Genomic DNA, 13,653 nt, shown 5'->3' with positions numbered 1-13,653 from the left:
GTAGGAGGGGTGAAGGATCAGCGCTTGGAGAACTGAGGAGCTTTGCGAGCTTTCTTTAGGCCGTACTTGCGACGTTCCTTGGCGCGGGGATCTCTGCTGAGATGGCCTTCAGTTTTGAGCGGTTTACGGTTGTCTGCTGATAACTCACACAGGGCTCGTGCCGCACCCTGTTTGATGGCGTCGGCTTGGCCGGTGAGTCCACCACCGTGAACGTTGACGAGGACGTCGTATTGCTCGTTTAGACCAAGGGTTTGCAGGGGTGCTTTCACTGCCGCGAGATAGGCGGGGTTGAAGTTCAGATAGTGGTCACCGGGGCGTCCATTGATGGTGATCGTGCCAGTGCCAGGGACAAGGCGAACGCGGGCAACGGAGGTCTTACGGCGGCCAGTGCCCCAGTAGACAACGCTGTTGTTGGAACTGCTCATTGCGATGAAGCGGCGGGATTGAGCTGAAGGGTTTGGGGTCTCTGGGCGGAATGGGGATGTTCCGGGCCGCGGTAGACCTTAAGTTTGCGGAACAACTGTCTGCCAAGGGCGTTGTGAGGAAGCATCCCTTTAATGGCTTTTTCAACGATGCGTTCAGGTAGACGATCCTGCAACGCTTGGAAGGTTTCAACCTTCATCCCTCCTGGACGACCAGAGTGACGGCGGTAGAGCTTTTGATTCGCCTTGTTGCCGCTGACTCTGATTTTGTCCGCATTGACCACCACAACAAAGTCACCGGTATCCAGGTGAGGGGTGAAGCTTGGCTTGTTCTTGCCGCGCAGCACAGAGGCCACCTCAGTCGCAAGTCTGCCGAGTGTCTGATTCTCTGCATCCACCAGAAACCACTGGCGATCGATCGAATCAATTGAGGGAACGGAGGTCTTGTTCATCACGCCGGCATGCCGGTTCGGAGATGCACTATCGCAAGGGGATAGTGCTGGGTAAGGAGCATCAGGCACATTTAGGTCTGAGCCTGATCAAGCTCGATCTGCAACTTTAGCCTTTCGTGGGAGCAAATCCAAAAGATCACTCATGGGATGGGTCGCGAAGCCCTTGTGTTTGCCCTAGGGGTGAGTCGTGGCGGAGGAGTTCAGCTTGACTTCGGTGCAGATGGAGGATCCAAAGGAGGATCATTTGCTCCGAGGGAATACCGCGGTTGGCAGTCATACCAACCGCCTTCAGAGAAAATGTTTTCTTCGTACCCTGCACGCAGTAGGCAAAGCCCCTGAGCTGGTGCCGCTTCTTTCACTTCTTGACGGCGTTTCTCCTTCCAGCGGCGCTCAAAGGTTTGAAGATTAAGTCGGTGTTCGCCCAAGGCCACCAATTGGCCCATCAATAGTCGCACCATGCCATAGAGGAAGCCGCTGGCTTGGATCTCAGACACTAATAAATCTCCCTGCCGCTCAATCTTTACCTCCTGAATTGTGGTGCGGGCATGGGCTCGACGACTGCCAGCCCGTTGAAAAGCGCTGAGGTCTTGCAACCCCAGGAGCCCCTCTAGAGCCACTTGCATCACGGCTTCATCAAGGCGCACGTGGTATCGGTGCCAGCTCCAGGGGGTGAGGAACAGATTGGGTCGCCGACCGTTGTAGATCGTGTAGCGATATCTTCGGTATGTGGCTGAATGACATGCATGCCAGGTGGCTGGGCGTGCCACTGCTTCCCGCACACGAATCGTGCTAGGTAATCGTCCGTTTAGAGCAGGCGCCCAACGTTCCGCTGGGATGGGGCCAGAGCAGTCGAAGTGCACAACTTGGCCCGCGGCATGGACACCAGCATCTGTGCGACCTGCTGCAATGGCCTGAATAGGCCTCTGAGGATCTAGCTGGGAGATTGCCTCTTCAAGTACTTCTTGCACGCTCACCGCTTGCGGTTGACGCTGCCAACCGCAAAAGTTTGAACCTTCATATTGCAAGCTGAGGCCAATACGTCGGACTGGCGTACTTTTTGGCGATTCGACTTTTGGTTTTGGGAACATTGCTGATCAGTCCAGCATGTCGTAACTGTCCCCAGGCTTTAGACCAACTCTATGATTGCCATCTCAGCATTGTCGCCGCGGCGAGGCACCGTACGGATGATGCGTGTGTAGCCGCCTTGACGATCGCTGTAACGGTCTTGGGCCTTGTCGAAAAGCGCATGGACCAGTTGCTTGTCGTAGATGTATCCGATTGCGCGGCGTCTTGATGCCAAGCTCCCGTTTTTGGCCAGAGTGATCATTCGTTCGGCCTCGTCCCGAAGGGCCTTGGCTCTGGCTTTGGTTGTTGTGACACGGCCTTCACGGATGAGTTGAGTGGTCAGACCGCGAAGCATGGCTTTGCGTTGATCAGCTGGGCGCCCAAGCTTTGGGACTCGACATTGGTGACGCATGGTTCTCGGTGGGGCCGGGCGGGAAGGTGAAAAGAGTTAGGCGCTGGTACGGCTCTGAGGAATTGAGATGCCGATGCGCTCTAGGGCTTCGATGACCTCGTCTGCAGACTTGGAACCGAAGTTCTTGATCTCAAGCAGGTCCTCATAGCTGAAGCCCATCAGATCAGACACTGAGTTCACCTGAGCTCGCTTGAGGCAGTTGTAAGCCCTTACAGAAAGGTTGAGCTCTTCAAGGGGGATTTGTGATTCAGCGGAAGGCTCTGGTTCCAGGCCAGGCTCCTCCACCATGGTGACGGTGGCAAGCGGCTGAAAGAGTTCGATCAGTAGGTTGGCTGACTCTGCAAGGGCATCATCTGGTGTGGTTGAACCATCGGTGACAATTTCTATGCGCAGCCTCTCGCGGGTTGAGCCTCCTTCTGCGACGGCGGTCTCGTCGATGGTGAAGTTCACCCGACGGACAGGCATGAACACAGCATCGATCTGCAGTAGATCAATGGCGCTGATATCTTCGTTGTGGCGATCAACAGGCCGGTAACCGATCCCTCGCTCCACATGCACTTCTAGCTCAAGGCTGTGACCCTCATGCACTGTGGCAATTTGGCGGTCTCCATCCACCACTTGGACTTGCGAGGAGAATTGCAGGTCTTTAGCTTTGACCTGGGCTGGGCCGGTAACCACAAGTCGTCCGATCTCTAGTTCACTTGTGCGACTGTTTACCGAGAGCTCTTTGCAGTTCAACAAGATGTCGAGCACATCCTCTCGGACTCCGGGGATGGTCGCGTACTCGTGGTTGACACCGGCAATGCGCACGGCTGTGATGGCGCTTCCCTCAAGCCCACCCATCAGCACCCTGCGTAGGGAATTGCCCAGTGTGGTGGCTTGCCCGCGTTCGAGCGGGCCAATGAGGAAGACGCCTGTTTGGGCGCGATCATCGGCAACTTGATGCTCGATTCGGTCGATCTGGTATTGCAGCACGGTCGCGGGGAGAGAGGGCAGGAGCTAGGGAGTGAAACGGGGTTCAGACGCGCCGGCGTTTGGGCCGACGGCAACCGTTATGGGGGATTGGGGTGACGTCTCTAATAAGAGTGATTTCGAGGCCTGCCACCTGCAGGGCGCGGATGGCGGTTTCACGGCCGGAGCCGGGTCCACGAACCAGTACCTCGATCTGACGCATGCCCTGTTCGAGAGCCCTACGGGCTGCAGCTTCAGCTGCAGTTTGCGCAGCAAAGGGTGTGCCTTTACGAGCACCCTTGAAGCCACTGGCTCCAGCAGATGACCAGGCGATAACTTCCCCAGCTGTATCTGTGATTGAGACGATCGTGTTGTTGAAGGTGCTCTGAATATGTGCAACGCCATTGGGAACGTTGCGCTTGGTCTTTTTGGAACCTGTCTTTTTGGTGGGTTTGGCCATGGGCTGGGGCCTGGTAGATACGGTTTTGGGAGGGTCTGCCTGGGCAGCTCAAGTAGATGTTGCTTATTTTTTCTTGCCAGCCACGGTTTTCCGTGCGCCGCGGCGGGTACGGGCATTGGTTCTGGTGCGTTGACCGCGAACTGGGAGGCTCATGCGGTGTCGACGTCCCCGAAGACAACCGATATCTTGCAGTCGCTTGAGGGCCATGCCCTCTTGGCGTCGAAGGTCTCCTTCAATCGTGAAGGCTTCTATGGCCGTACGCAGCTTCTGAACATCTCCATCTTCAAGATCCTTGACTCGGATGTCAGGATTGACGTCAGATTTGGTCAGGATGGTTTTGGCGCGGGTTAGACCAATCCCATAGATGTAGGTGAGTGCAACTTCAACCCGCTTATCACGGGGTATGTCTACGCCAGCAATCCGTGCCACTTAGCAGTTAATCGAGGGGGGATAGGGGTCGCCGATGGTGGCGAGAGAGTTGGTGATGATTGACGGCCCAATTCAGTGCTGTTCAATCATCAATGAGGAACAGGGAGTTATCCCTGACGCTGCTTGTGCTTAGGGGTGGAGCAGATCACCATGACCCTGCCGTGGCGGCGGATCACCCGGCACTTCTCACACATTTTCTTGACCGAGGCACGCACCTTCATGGAGTGTGGCTCTCCAAATTTCCAAACGGCAACCCTACCACGTAGGTCAACATAGAGATTTTTCGATGCTGATAGCGATTGATTCGATACTGCCGTGGGCTTCCACCGTTTGTAGCAGTCCTTGTTGACGGTAATGGTCGATAAGTGGGGCTGTTTTTTCGCGGTAGACCTCAAGACGATTACGAATCACGCTTTCGTTGTCATCACTGCGGCCTCGGGAAATTAACCGTTCAATTAACACTGCATCGTTGAGTTCCAGTAGTACAACAGCCTCAATTGGTTGCTTGAGTTCCTCAAGCAAGGGTTCGAGTGCTGTGGCTTGGATCAGGGTGCGTGGAAAACCATCCAAGAGCCAACCACCACTTTGGTTCTTGAGTTGGTTTTCGACGATGGCGAGCACCAGCTCATCGCTGACCAGCTCGCCTCGGTTCATAACAGCAGCAGCCTCCTGACCAAGGGATGTTTTGGCGCCCACCTCAGCACGCAGTAAATCGCCAGTCGATAGGTGCATTAATTCATGGGCTGCGCAGAGACGTTCAGCCTGGGTCCCTTTGCCTGCGCCGGGGGGCCCTAGGAATAGGAGACGTTGCTTCATGGATGGCAAAAAAGGGCTTTGAGGCGAAGTGGGGAATCGTTCATTGGCGGACAAGGCCTTCGTAGCGTTGAGAGATCACGTAGGTCTGAACTTGTTTTGCCGTGTCGATGGCAACACCTACAAGGATCAGCAGTGACGTAGCTCCGAGGCCTTGAAAGGTCTGAACGTTGGTGGCGCGTTCCACCGCGGCGGGAATGATCGCAACTGCACCGAGGAACAATCCGCCAAGCAGGGTCAGTCGGTTCTGAACCCCGGATAGGTAGTTCGCTGTAGCACTGCCTGGCCTCACTCCTGGGATGGCAACGCCTCCCCGTTTTAGGTTTGTGGCGATGTCTATTGGATTGATGGTGAGTGAGGCGTAAAAGTAAGAAAAGCCGACAATCAGCGCGAAAAACACCAAGGCATAGGGCCATGGATTAGCGGCACCTGGGTTAAGAGTGCTTGCAGCCCTTATGAGTAAAGGGTTTTTGGTGAAGTTCGCAATGGTGATTGGTAGAAAGATCAGTGCAGAAGCAAAGATGATTGGCATCACACCACCGGCATTCAGCTTCAGAGGTAAATAGCTCTGGCGGTTTGGTAGCAAATTGGTTCCACCTATCTGTCGTTTTGCGCTCACAATCGGCAGGCGGCGGGATCCCTCCTGCACGAAGATGATCCCAACGATTGTCATTAGAAAAACCATCACGAGCACAATGATGCCGACCACATCGCCGCGATCACCGGTCTGTGCTTTTTCAATCGTTGAAGCTAGTGCTTTTGGCAGGGTGGCAACGATGTTCAGGAAGATCACAAGAGAGGCCCCTTGACCAATCCCTCGGTCAGTGATGATTTCGCTCATCCACATCACGATCATGGAGCCTGTTACTAATGCCAGGGCTGTCTGCACGACAAAGACGACCTCACTGAGCCCTTCCACGGCGTACTGGCGAAGGATCAGGGCAAAAACCACACTTTGAACAAGACCCCAGCCAAGAGCTACATAGCGGGTGATCTGTGCGATCTTGCGACGACCAGCCTCGCCTTCGTTTTTTTGCAGGTCCTCGAGTTGGGGTAGAGCTGCTGTGAGTAATTGGAGAATGATTGAGGCGTTGATGAATGGGAGGATCCCAAGAGCGAAAATCCCCAGGGTGGAGATGCCTCCACCGGTGAAAATGTCTAGAAATCCGATCAGCTGCCCTCCCTGTTGCAGGAAGCTCTGAAAGGCCTCCCGATCAATACCTGGCATTGGGATGTAGATGCCGAGGCGAATAAATAGAAGTAATCCCAGGGTGGTCAGCACTCTGCCGCGCAGCTCTGGGTTGCGCACCAATTGGCTGATGACTTCAGCGGCACTGGGGTTGCGACCCCGACTGACGAGCATTGAGGGAAGGGATTGGGTGGGTTTGAAGCAATAAAGCAGTCCGTTGCCCGAAGACTCGTCGGACTGCTCAGACCATAGACATGCAGGTGTCTTGACTTGCCATCGTTTCAGTCAAGGATTTCGCATGTGCCGCCAGCGGCTTCGATCTTGTTGCGGGCTGTAGTGGTGAATGCAGCGGCCTGAATGGTCAGCTTGACTTTGAGCTCTCCATTGCCAAGTACCTTTAAAGGGTGCTTGGGACTAGTGACAACACCACTTTTGACAAGGGTGTCTAGATTGATTGTGCTACCCGTCTTGAGTTCATTGAGGGCCGCTACGTTCACCACAGTGAACTCTTTTGAGTTCACTGTGGTGAAGTGTTTGAGTTTGGGTACGCGCCTATAGAGAGGCATCTGCCCGCCTTCGAAGCCAGGGCGGGTAGGGCGACCAGAGCGGGACTTTTGGCCACGCATGCCGAAACCACAGCTTGCTCCTTGGCCAGCGGCAATGCCGCGACCTTTACGCATTTTGCGGCGTCTTGCACCTGCGTTGGCTTTGAGAGAGTCGAGTCGAAGAGTAGTCATAGGGGAATCAGGAGTAGATCTGCTCGAGGGAGATCCCCCGTTCTTTTGCGGTCTCCTTATGGGTGCGGAGATTTGCCAGAGCCACCATGGCAGCTCGGGCATTGTTTAGAGGGGTTTTGCTGCCGAGACGCTTCGCTAGAACGTTTTTGATTCCGGCTAGTTCCAGAACTGTGCGAATTGAACCGCCTGCGATGACCCCTGTTCCTGGGGCAGCGGGGCGGATTAGCACATTGGCAGCACCTTCGCGTCCGTTGGACAGGGTGGGGATGGAGTTGTGACGAGTGAGAGGAACCTTGACCAGGTGCTTTTTGCCATCAGCGACACCCTTGCGAACAGCACCGATCACATCGCCGGCTTTGCCGACTCCAACACCCACTTGGCCACGCTCGTTGCCGACAACCACAATGGCCCGGAAACTCATCTTTTTGCCACCTTTTACGGTTTTGGAGACGCGGCGAATCTGAACGACGCGTTCTTGCCATTCGGAATCACGCTCTTGGCCTCGGCGGTCGCCTCGGCGTCCGCCACCTCTGCGCTCACGCCCCCCGCCACGGCGTTGCTGTTGCTGTTGTTCTTGTTGTTGACCTTCCGCAGCTGCGGGGACGTCATTGGGGGTGGTCTGGGTGTTGGGTTGGGTCATGGTGAGAGCAGGGATCAGAACTGAAGGCCCGCTTCCCGGGCGGCATCGGCGAGGGATTTCACTCGGCCGTGGTACAGGTTGCCGCCGCGATCGAAGACCACCTGTTGGATGCCCTTGGCGAGGGCGCGTTTTGCGACTAAGTCCCCGACGGCATTGGAGGCGTCACAGCTGCTGCCATCGGCTTTAAGGCTGGTGCGTAAGTCCTTGTCGAGAGTCGAGGCGGCGCAAAGGGTGTTTTGGGCTTCGTCATCAATGACCTGGGCATAGATGTGGTTGTTGGAGCGAAATACAGCCAGGCGCGGACGCTGGGCGGTGCCATTGAGATGGCGCCGCAGGCGCCGATGGCGCTTCTGGGTCTGCTGCTTTCGGGAGAGGTTAGACATGGTGGGTAATGCGGAGGGAAGTCAGGCAGACCTCTATTTCTTGCCGGATTTGCCGGCTTTGCGCAGGATGCGTTCGCCCTCGTATCTGATCCCCTTGCCTTTGTAGGGCTCAGGTGGACGAATGGCTCGGATCTTTGCAGCTTCATTGCCCACCAGTTCCTTGTCTGCTCCTGAGACGGTGACGTTGGTGTTGTTCTCTACTGCAAAGGTGATTCCCTCGGGAGGGTCCATTTCCACCGGGTGGCTGAAACCTGCACTCACTACAAGCTTTTTGCCTTTCACTTGTGCACGTGAGCCCACACCGATGAGTTCTAGTTTGCGCGTGTAGCCCTTGCTCACCCCTTCAACCATATTGGCGACAAGCGAGCGACAGAGACCGTGACGCTCACGCGACATACGTTTCTGACTAGTGGGTGTAACCACAATTGTGTTCTCCACCTGACTGACGCTGACGCCTTCTGGAAGGGTGCGGTTCAGTTCTCCCTTGGGACCCTTGACGCTGACCGCAAGACCATCAAGGGTCACGGCCACCTTGTCGGGGATGGGGATGGGATTCTTACCGATACGAGACATGGTTCAGGTTCCGGGTCAGTACACGTAACAGAGCACTTCTCCGCCAACGCCCTGTTTGCGGGCATCGCGGTCGCTCATCACGCCTTTGGAAGTGGAGATGATTGCCATCCCAAGGCCACCAAGGACCTTGGGTAGGGCACGGGTGTTCTTGTAGATGCGCAGGCCTGGCTTGCTCACCCGCTGCATTGAGCGGATGGTGGGATGGCGGTGCTTGCCGCTGTACTTCAATTCGAGGACTAGATGGGTGCGTACACCCTCACCTTCTTCGCTGATTTCAGAGATGAAGCCCTCTTGCTGTAGGACTTTGGCAATACTGCGTGACATGCGAGAGGCAGGAACGCGGGTGGTTTGGTGACGTTTTTCACTCGCATTGCGGATGCGGGTGAGCATGTCTGAGATTGGATCGTGGTTGGCCATAGTTCAGTCGTCTCCGAAGAGGGCTTAGTTGCTGCGGAACGGCATTCCCATCTCTCGGAGGAGGGATTGGCCCTCTTCATCCGTACGGGCGCTGGTCACGATGGTGATGTCCATACCCCTGATGGCGTCGACCTTGTCGAAGGAAATCTCAGGGAAGATGAGTTGCTCCCTCACTCCAAGGGTGTAATTTCCACGGCCGTCAAAACTCTTTGGGCTGACACCTCGGAAGTCCCTGATTCTGGGCAGTGCAAGATTGATCAGGCGCTCCAGGAAGGCATACATCCGCTCTCCGCGGAGTGTGACGGCGCAACCTATGGGCATTCCCTGCCTGATTTTGAAGCCAGCGATGGCCTTCTTGGCCCTAGTCACGACAACTTTCTGGCCAGTGATAGTAGCCAGTTCAGTAATGGAGGCCTCCAAGGACTTTGCGTTTTGGGCGGCCTCACCGAGCCCTCGGTTGACGGTGATTTTTAGCACCTTGGGGACTTCGTGAATATTCGAGAGGCTTAGGTCCTTCAGCAGTTTGGGCTGAATGGTCTCCCGGTAGCGCTGTTTGAGTGACATGGCTTGGTGGAAGGGTTCTTCTGGACGTGGTCAGAAGATCGTGGATTGGAAAGGAAGGGAAGTTGGTGTTGGTGGGCTGGAAATTGTGATTTAGATAGCCCAGGGTTCTGTGGTTGGAGTTGTGATTAGTCGATCAACTCCCCGGTTTTTTTGAGGCGGCGTTTTTTGCTGCCGTCTTTTTCGACAACCAGCTCCACACGACTGGCGATCTTTTTGTTATTGGAATAGAGCATCACGTTGGAGGCGTGTACGGACGCTTCCTCTGAGACAATCCTGCCGCTTTCTCCCTCTTGGGTGGGTTTGACGTGACGGGTGCGAATGTTGACGCCCTGCACAATGACGCGGTTCTCTATGGGCAGAGTGCGTAGCACTTCGCCTGTTTTTCCTTTGTCCTTGCCTGTGATGACTTGGACGGTGTCCCCTTTATGGATGCGCATCTTGATGCGCTGAGTGGTTTTTTGTTTGGGGGTTGCGATAGGCATTTCAGATCACCTCCGGAGCGAGGGATACGATTTTGGTGAAATTGCGCTCGCGAAGTTCCCGAGCCACCGGCCCAAAAACACGAGTGCCTCTAGGGTTTTTGTCCTCGTTAATGAGCACCGCGGCGTTGTCGTCGAAACGAATCGAGTTGCCAGTGTCTCGGCGCAGTGTTGCTTTTGTGCGAACCACCACAGCTTTGACGACCTCGGATTTCTTGACGCTCATATTCGGCATCGCGTCTTTTACCGCTGCCACGATGACGTCGCCTACATGGGCATAGCGACGGTTTGAGCCCAGCACACGGATGCATTGGATGCGCTTGGCGCCACTGTTATCGGCAACAGTGAGGAAGGATTCCTGCTGAATCATGTGGAGACCTCTTGAGCTTTGGGACTGTGGCTGAGGACTTCAGCAACCGTCCAACGCTTTGATCGACTGAGAGGGCGTGTCTCAGTGATTCGCACGCGATCACCGACGCGGCAGGTGTTACCAGCGTCGTGGGCTTTATAACGGGTGGTTCGGCTGACCGTCTTTTGATAGATGGGATGGGGGTAGCGGTTTTCCACCGCTACCACTACTGTTTTGTCCATCTTGTCGCTGACGACGGTGCCGAGTCTTTCCTTGAGTGCCATGGGTTCTAAGGGAAAAATCAGGAGGAGGCGGCGGAGCGGCTGCGCTCCTTCTGCACCGTCAACAGCTGAGCCAGCTTGATGCGGGACTCTTTGAAGCGGTGCGTATTGCTCAGCTGCCGGGTGGCTTGCTGAAAGCGGAGATCGAACAGCTCTCGGCGGATGCCATCGATCTGCTCTGTGATGTCGGCGTCGGTGAGTTTGCGCACCTCGGCGGCTTTGGGATGGGCCATGGGTCAGGACTCCGCGGTGATGGCGGGCACACTGGCAGGCTTGTCGCTACCAGCAACCTTCTCTTGGTCGTCCAGGCCGATGAACTTTGTCTTGATGGGTAGTTTGTACTGGGCAAGGCGCATGGCTTCCTTAGCAATGTCTTCGGTGATCTCTTCACCGCCCATTTCGAACAGAATCCGACCTGGCTTAATGACGGCCACCCAAAATTCAGGGTTGCCCTTGCCAGAGCCCATGCGTGTTTCAGCGGGACGCATAGTGACTGGCTTGTCTGGGAAGATCCGAATCCAGATCTTTCCACCCCGTTTGACGTAGCGGGTCATGGCTCGGCGGCTGGCCTCGATTTGGCGTGAGGTAATCCAGCCACATTCCTGGGCTTGCAAGGCAAACTCTCCAAAGGCAATGGTGTTGCCCCTGGTTGCGACGCCGCGCATACGGCCTCGTTGCTGTTTGCGGAATTTGACGCGTTTTGGACTCAGCATGGTTCAGGCCTCCTCATCAACCCTCGTTTGAGCGATCTTCGAATTGTTGGGGTCGACGATTGCCCCTGCGCCGTGGGCTTGCACCCACAGGCATTGACTGGGCCTCGTCTCCCAGTACTTCGCCTTTGAAGATCCAGACCTTGATGCCTAGTACTCCGTAGGTAGTGCTAGCCACTTTTGTGGCGTAGTCGATCTCAGCGCGAAGGGTGTGTAGAGGCACACGGCCTTCGCGGGTCCATTCGGTGCGAGCGATTTCGGCGCCATTGAGCCGACCACCAACCTGGATTTTTAAGCCCAGTACACCCGCTCGCTGGGCCCGCTGTACGGCCATGCGGATGGTGCGGCGGAAGGCGACTCGCTTCTCGAGCTGCTGGGCGATGTACTCGGCCAGCAGGAAGGCATCGGCATCGACTCGTTCGACTTCGACGACGTTGATCCGAACCTGTCGGCTGTGATCACCGATGGTTTTTTGGATGCCGGTTCGCAGCTCTTCGATGCCACTGCCCTGGCGGCCAACGAGGACACCTGGTCGTGCAGTCTTCAGCTCCACTTCGAGTTGGTCGGCCTTGCGGGCAATCAACACATCGCTGATGCCTGCTGCGCCGTACTTCTTATGGATGAATCGACGGATCCTGTCGTCCTCCTGAAGGAGGATTGGGTACATCTTGCTGGTGGCGTACCAGCGAGATCGGTGCTCCTGGGTGATCCCCAGGCGTAAGCCGGTTGGATGGATTTTGTGTCCCATCGGTCGGTGTCCTCGGGGGTCAGGAGTCGGTCTGGGCTGCCACAGCAATGCTGATGTGGCAGGTTTGCTTCTTGATCGCGAAAGCGCGACCTTGAGCTCGGGGCCGATAACGCTTCATGGATGGACCCATGTCGGCGCTGGCTTGGGCAATCACAAGCGATGCTGGATCAAGACCCAGGTTGTGCTCTGCATTGGCCACAGCTGACCTCAGAACTTTTGTGATCGGGCCAGTGGAGCGGTAGGGCATGAACTCGAGCATGATCAGCGCGTCGCGATAGGTGCGACCGCGGATTTGATCGAGCACCCGCCGTACTTTTGATACGGAGCCGCGGATGAAGCGGCCGTGGGCCTTGGCGATAGTTGTCGTCGTGGGTGATGAGGTCGTCATGGTCTCAGCGGCCTCCTTTTTTGTCTTTGATGTGGCCTTTGAAGGTGCGGGTGGGAGCAAATTCACCCAGCTTGTGTCCAACCATCTGCTCGGTGATGAACACCGGCACATGGCTCCTGCCGTTGTGAACGGCAATGGTATGGCCGATCATCATCGGCAGGATGGTGGAGGCTCGAGACCAGGTTTTGATCACCGACTTGTCATCGTCAGCATTTTGCTTTTCCAGCTTGCGAAGCAGGCTGTCAGCAATGAAGGGGCCTTTTTTTAATGAACGTCCCATGGCGGGTTAAGCGAACGGCAGAACAGTGAGTGACATCAGGAATCGCGTCCTCCACGGCTTCGTTTGGAGGTGCGGCGACGTTTCCGAAGAACGAACCGGTTACTGGGCTTGTTCCGCTTACGCGTCTTGAGACCCAGGGCAGGTTTGCCCCAGGGTGTCACCGGGCCTGAACGGCCGATCGGTGCACGTCCTTCGCCACCACCGTGAGGGTGGTCACAGGGGTTCATCACACTGCCGCGAACTTGGGGGCGTCGCCCTAGCCAACGGCGACGCCCAGCCTTGCCCAGGCTGGTGTTGCGCACTTCCGAATTGCCCACTTCGCCGAGAGTGGCGTAGCACTCATGGCGCACAAGGCGGACCTCAGTGGAGGGCAGCTTGAGAGCGACGTAGTCACCCTCCTTGGCCATGACTTGTGCACTTGAGCCGGCCGTACGCGCCATTTGTCCACCACGGCCGGCATAAAGCTCAACGTTGTGGACGCTGGAGCCAAGAGGGATGGCTGAGAGTGGCAAGGCATTGCCTGTCTCGATCGGCGATTCGGGGCCTGAAATCAGCTGCTGACCAATGGCGATCCCGGCCGGAGCAAGGATGTAGCGCTTCTCGCCATCAGTGTAGAAAAGCAGTGCCAGGTGGGCATTGCGATGGGGGTCGTAATGGATCGCCGCCACTTTGGCCGGAATGCCGTGCTTATTGCGACGGAAATCGACGATGCGGTATAGGCGCTTGTGGCCGCCACCGCGATGGCGGCAGGTGATAACACCTCTGTTGTTGCGACCCTTGCGGCGATGCTTGGCCACCACAAGAGAACGCTCGGGTTTACGGCCGGTGACCTCATTGAAGTCTGTGACCACCCTGGTGCGTGTTCCTGGGGTGTAAGGGCGGAAAGTACGGATTGCCATGATGTTTTCAGA

At 56.2% G+C, this 13,653-nt stretch carries 25 protein-coding genes; all 25 read right to left on the bottom strand.

Annotated elements, in window-relative coordinates; genetic code table 11:
- Positions 1-17 precede the first annotated feature (17 nt).
- Positions 18-425: a 30S ribosomal protein S9 gene (rpsI, locus tag EV12_RS04830; protein WP_011826929.1), complete on the bottom strand. Its 408-nt coding sequence runs from the start codon at positions 423-425 to the stop codon at positions 18-20.
- On the bottom strand, positions 422-874 hold the full coding sequence (gene rplM / locus EV12_RS04825) for a 50S ribosomal protein L13 (protein WP_036912698.1): 453 nt from the start codon (positions 872-874) through the stop codon (positions 422-424). The genes rpsI and rplM overlap by 4 nt, the downstream gene beginning before the upstream one ends.
- 200 nt (positions 875-1,074) lie before the next feature.
- Positions 1,075-1,962: a tRNA pseudouridine(38-40) synthase TruA gene (gene truA / locus EV12_RS04820; protein ID WP_036912695.1), complete on the bottom strand. Its 888-nt coding sequence runs from the start codon at positions 1,960-1,962 to the stop codon at positions 1,075-1,077.
- 38 nt (positions 1,963-2,000) lie between these two features.
- Positions 2,001-2,351, bottom strand: a complete 351-nt coding sequence (gene rplQ, locus EV12_RS04815) for a 50S ribosomal protein L17 (protein ID WP_036912692.1) — start codon at positions 2,349-2,351, stop codon at positions 2,001-2,003.
- A 36-nt stretch (positions 2,352-2,387) separates the two neighbouring features.
- A complete protein-coding gene (locus EV12_RS04810; protein WP_036912688.1) occupies positions 2,388-3,326 on the bottom strand; it encodes a DNA-directed RNA polymerase subunit alpha in 939 nt (312 codons plus the stop codon).
- A 43-nt stretch (positions 3,327-3,369) separates the two neighbouring features.
- Positions 3,370-3,762: a 30S ribosomal protein S11 gene (gene rpsK, locus EV12_RS04805; protein WP_036912685.1), complete on the bottom strand. Its 393-nt coding sequence runs from the start codon at positions 3,760-3,762 to the stop codon at positions 3,370-3,372.
- Between the two features lie 63 nt (positions 3,763-3,825).
- Positions 3,826-4,191 (bottom strand): 30S ribosomal protein S13, encoded by a 366-nt coding sequence (gene rpsM / locus EV12_RS04800; RefSeq protein WP_036912683.1) that lies wholly within the window; start codon positions 4,189-4,191, stop codon positions 3,826-3,828.
- A gap of 107 nt (positions 4,192-4,298) precedes the next feature.
- On the bottom strand, positions 4,299-4,412 hold the full coding sequence (rpmJ, locus tag EV12_RS13145) for a 50S ribosomal protein L36 (protein WP_072014279.1): 114 nt from the start codon (positions 4,410-4,412) through the stop codon (positions 4,299-4,301).
- Between the two features lie 46 nt (positions 4,413-4,458).
- Positions 4,459-5,007 carry an adenylate kinase gene (locus tag EV12_RS04795; protein WP_036912679.1) on the bottom strand — a complete coding sequence of 183 codons (549 nt, stop codon included), beginning with the start codon at positions 5,005-5,007 and terminating at the stop codon, positions 4,459-4,461.
- 40 nt (positions 5,008-5,047) lie between these two features.
- The gene (secY, locus tag EV12_RS04790) at positions 5,048-6,367 is read right to left on the bottom strand and encodes a preprotein translocase subunit SecY (RefSeq protein ID WP_036912676.1); all 1,320 of its coding nucleotides are present in this window, start codon (positions 6,365-6,367) and stop codon (positions 5,048-5,050) included.
- 107 nt (positions 6,368-6,474) lie between these two features.
- Positions 6,475-6,930 (bottom strand): 50S ribosomal protein L15, encoded by a 456-nt coding sequence (gene rplO / locus EV12_RS04785; protein ID WP_036912674.1) that lies wholly within the window; start codon positions 6,928-6,930, stop codon positions 6,475-6,477.
- A gap of 7 nt (positions 6,931-6,937) precedes the next feature.
- Positions 6,938-7,570: a 30S ribosomal protein S5 gene (gene rpsE, locus EV12_RS04780; protein WP_036912671.1), complete on the bottom strand. Its 633-nt coding sequence runs from the start codon at positions 7,568-7,570 to the stop codon at positions 6,938-6,940.
- A gap of 14 nt (positions 7,571-7,584) precedes the next feature.
- Complete coding sequence (gene rplR / locus EV12_RS04775) at positions 7,585-7,953, bottom strand: 50S ribosomal protein L18 (protein WP_011826919.1); 369 nt, start codon at positions 7,951-7,953, stop codon at positions 7,585-7,587.
- Between the two features lie 33 nt (positions 7,954-7,986).
- Entirely contained in the window at positions 7,987-8,526 is a 540-nt protein-coding gene (rplF, locus tag EV12_RS04770) for a 50S ribosomal protein L6 (RefSeq protein ID WP_036912668.1), read from the bottom strand.
- A gap of 15 nt (positions 8,527-8,541) precedes the next feature.
- Positions 8,542-8,943: a 30S ribosomal protein S8 gene (gene rpsH, locus EV12_RS04765; protein ID WP_011131112.1), complete on the bottom strand. Its 402-nt coding sequence runs from the start codon at positions 8,941-8,943 to the stop codon at positions 8,542-8,544.
- A 24-nt stretch (positions 8,944-8,967) separates the two neighbouring features.
- Positions 8,968-9,507 carry a 50S ribosomal protein L5 gene (rplE, locus tag EV12_RS04760; RefSeq protein WP_036912665.1) on the bottom strand — a complete coding sequence of 180 codons (540 nt, stop codon included), beginning with the start codon at positions 9,505-9,507 and terminating at the stop codon, positions 8,968-8,970.
- A 125-nt stretch (positions 9,508-9,632) separates the two neighbouring features.
- Positions 9,633-9,989 (bottom strand): 50S ribosomal protein L24, encoded by a 357-nt coding sequence (gene rplX, locus EV12_RS04755; protein WP_036912662.1) that lies wholly within the window; start codon positions 9,987-9,989, stop codon positions 9,633-9,635.
- A 1-nt stretch (position 9,990) separates the two neighbouring features.
- Positions 9,991-10,356 (bottom strand): 50S ribosomal protein L14, encoded by a 366-nt coding sequence (rplN, locus tag EV12_RS04750; protein WP_011131109.1) that lies wholly within the window; start codon positions 10,354-10,356, stop codon positions 9,991-9,993.
- Positions 10,353-10,619, bottom strand: coding sequence for a 30S ribosomal protein S17 (rpsQ, locus tag EV12_RS04745; protein ID WP_036912659.1), 267 nt, complete (start codon positions 10,617-10,619; stop codon positions 10,353-10,355). The genes rplN and rpsQ overlap by 4 nt, the downstream gene beginning before the upstream one ends.
- Positions 10,620-10,636: 17 nt before the next feature.
- Complete coding sequence (gene rpmC, locus EV12_RS04740) at positions 10,637-10,849, bottom strand: 50S ribosomal protein L29 (RefSeq protein WP_036912656.1); 213 nt, start codon at positions 10,847-10,849, stop codon at positions 10,637-10,639.
- 3 nt (positions 10,850-10,852) lie between these two features.
- Positions 10,853-11,329, bottom strand: coding sequence for a 50S ribosomal protein L16 (gene rplP, locus EV12_RS04735; RefSeq protein ID WP_036912653.1), 477 nt, complete (start codon positions 11,327-11,329; stop codon positions 10,853-10,855).
- A gap of 16 nt (positions 11,330-11,345) precedes the next feature.
- Positions 11,346-12,074: a 30S ribosomal protein S3 gene (gene rpsC, locus EV12_RS04730; RefSeq protein ID WP_036912650.1), complete on the bottom strand. Its 729-nt coding sequence runs from the start codon at positions 12,072-12,074 to the stop codon at positions 11,346-11,348.
- A 19-nt stretch (positions 12,075-12,093) separates the two neighbouring features.
- Positions 12,094-12,462 carry a 50S ribosomal protein L22 gene (gene rplV, locus EV12_RS04725; RefSeq protein ID WP_011131104.1) on the bottom strand — a complete coding sequence of 123 codons (369 nt, stop codon included), beginning with the start codon at positions 12,460-12,462 and terminating at the stop codon, positions 12,094-12,096.
- Positions 12,463-12,466: 4 nt separating this feature from the next.
- Entirely contained in the window at positions 12,467-12,742 is a 276-nt protein-coding gene (rpsS, locus tag EV12_RS13140; RefSeq protein WP_011131103.1) for a 30S ribosomal protein S19, read from the bottom strand.
- A 35-nt stretch (positions 12,743-12,777) separates the two neighbouring features.
- Positions 12,778-13,641: a 50S ribosomal protein L2 gene (gene rplB, locus EV12_RS04715; protein ID WP_036912644.1), complete on the bottom strand. Its 864-nt coding sequence runs from the start codon at positions 13,639-13,641 to the stop codon at positions 12,778-12,780.
- Positions 13,642-13,653: the final 12 nt, after the last annotated feature.

This window comes from Prochlorococcus sp. MIT 0701 (assembly GCF_000760295.1).
In the GTDB taxonomy this organism is placed as follows: Bacteria; Cyanobacteriota; Cyanobacteriia; order PCC-6307; family Cyanobiaceae; genus Prochlorococcus.
This window is presented reverse-complemented; position numbering and strand designations above follow the sequence as displayed.

Excerpts from the sequence above, each read along its gene's own strand:
- rpsI (WP_011826929.1), bottom strand. The coding sequence starts at position 425 with ATGAGCAGTTCCAACAACAGCGTTGTCTACTGGGGCACTGGCCGCCGT.
- rplM (WP_036912698.1), bottom strand. The coding sequence starts at position 874 with ATGAACAAGACCTCCGTTCCCTCAATTGATTCGATCGATCGCCAGTGG.
- truA (WP_036912695.1), bottom strand. The coding sequence starts at position 1,962 with ATGTTCCCAAAACCAAAAGTCGAATCGCCAAAAAGTACGCCAGTCCGA.
- rplQ (WP_036912692.1), bottom strand. The coding sequence starts at position 2,351 with ATGCGTCACCAATGTCGAGTCCCAAAGCTTGGGCGCCCAGCTGATCAA.
- rpsK (WP_036912685.1), bottom strand. The coding sequence starts at position 3,762 with ATGGCCAAACCCACCAAAAAGACAGGTTCCAAAAAGACCAAGCGCAAC.
- rpmJ (WP_072014279.1), bottom strand. The coding sequence starts at position 4,412 with ATGAAGGTGCGTGCCTCGGTCAAGAAAATGTGTGAGAAGTGCCGGGTG.
- EV12_RS04795 (WP_036912679.1), bottom strand. The coding sequence starts at position 5,007 with ATGAAGCAACGTCTCCTATTCCTAGGGCCCCCCGGCGCAGGCAAAGGG.
- secY (WP_036912676.1), bottom strand. The coding sequence starts at position 6,367 with ATGCTCGTCAGTCGGGGTCGCAACCCCAGTGCCGCTGAAGTCATCAGC.
- rplO (WP_036912674.1), bottom strand. The coding sequence starts at position 6,930 with ATGACTACTCTTCGACTCGACTCTCTCAAAGCCAACGCAGGTGCAAGA.
- rpsE (WP_036912671.1), bottom strand. The coding sequence starts at position 7,570 with ATGACCCAACCCAACACCCAGACCACCCCCAATGACGTCCCCGCAGCT.
- rplR (WP_011826919.1), bottom strand. The coding sequence starts at position 7,953 with ATGTCTAACCTCTCCCGAAAGCAGCAGACCCAGAAGCGCCATCGGCGC.
- rplF (WP_036912668.1), bottom strand. The coding sequence starts at position 8,526 with ATGTCTCGTATCGGTAAGAATCCCATCCCCATCCCCGACAAGGTGGCC.
- rpsH (WP_011131112.1), bottom strand. The coding sequence starts at position 8,943 with ATGGCCAACCACGATCCAATCTCAGACATGCTCACCCGCATCCGCAAT.
- rplE (WP_036912665.1), bottom strand. The coding sequence starts at position 9,507 with ATGTCACTCAAACAGCGCTACCGGGAGACCATTCAGCCCAAACTGCTG.
- rplX (WP_036912662.1), bottom strand. The coding sequence starts at position 9,989 with ATGCCTATCGCAACCCCCAAACAAAAAACCACTCAGCGCATCAAGATG.
- rplN (WP_011131109.1), bottom strand. The coding sequence starts at position 10,356 with ATGATTCAGCAGGAATCCTTCCTCACTGTTGCCGATAACAGTGGCGCC.
- rpsQ (WP_036912659.1), bottom strand. The coding sequence starts at position 10,619 with ATGGCACTCAAGGAAAGACTCGGCACCGTCGTCAGCGACAAGATGGAC.
- rpmC (WP_036912656.1), bottom strand. The coding sequence starts at position 10,849 with ATGGCCCATCCCAAAGCCGCCGAGGTGCGCAAACTCACCGACGCCGAC.
- rplP (WP_036912653.1), bottom strand. The coding sequence starts at position 11,329 with ATGCTGAGTCCAAAACGCGTCAAATTCCGCAAACAGCAACGAGGCCGT.
- rpsC (WP_036912650.1), bottom strand. The coding sequence starts at position 12,074 with ATGGGACACAAAATCCATCCAACCGGCTTACGCCTGGGGATCACCCAG.
- rplV (WP_011131104.1), bottom strand. The coding sequence starts at position 12,462 with ATGACGACCTCATCACCCACGACGACAACTATCGCCAAGGCCCACGGC.
- rpsS (WP_011131103.1), bottom strand. The coding sequence starts at position 12,742 with ATGGGACGTTCATTAAAAAAAGGCCCCTTCATTGCTGACAGCCTGCTT.
- rplB (WP_036912644.1), bottom strand. The coding sequence starts at position 13,641 with ATGGCAATCCGTACTTTCCGCCCTTACACCCCAGGAACACGCACCAGG.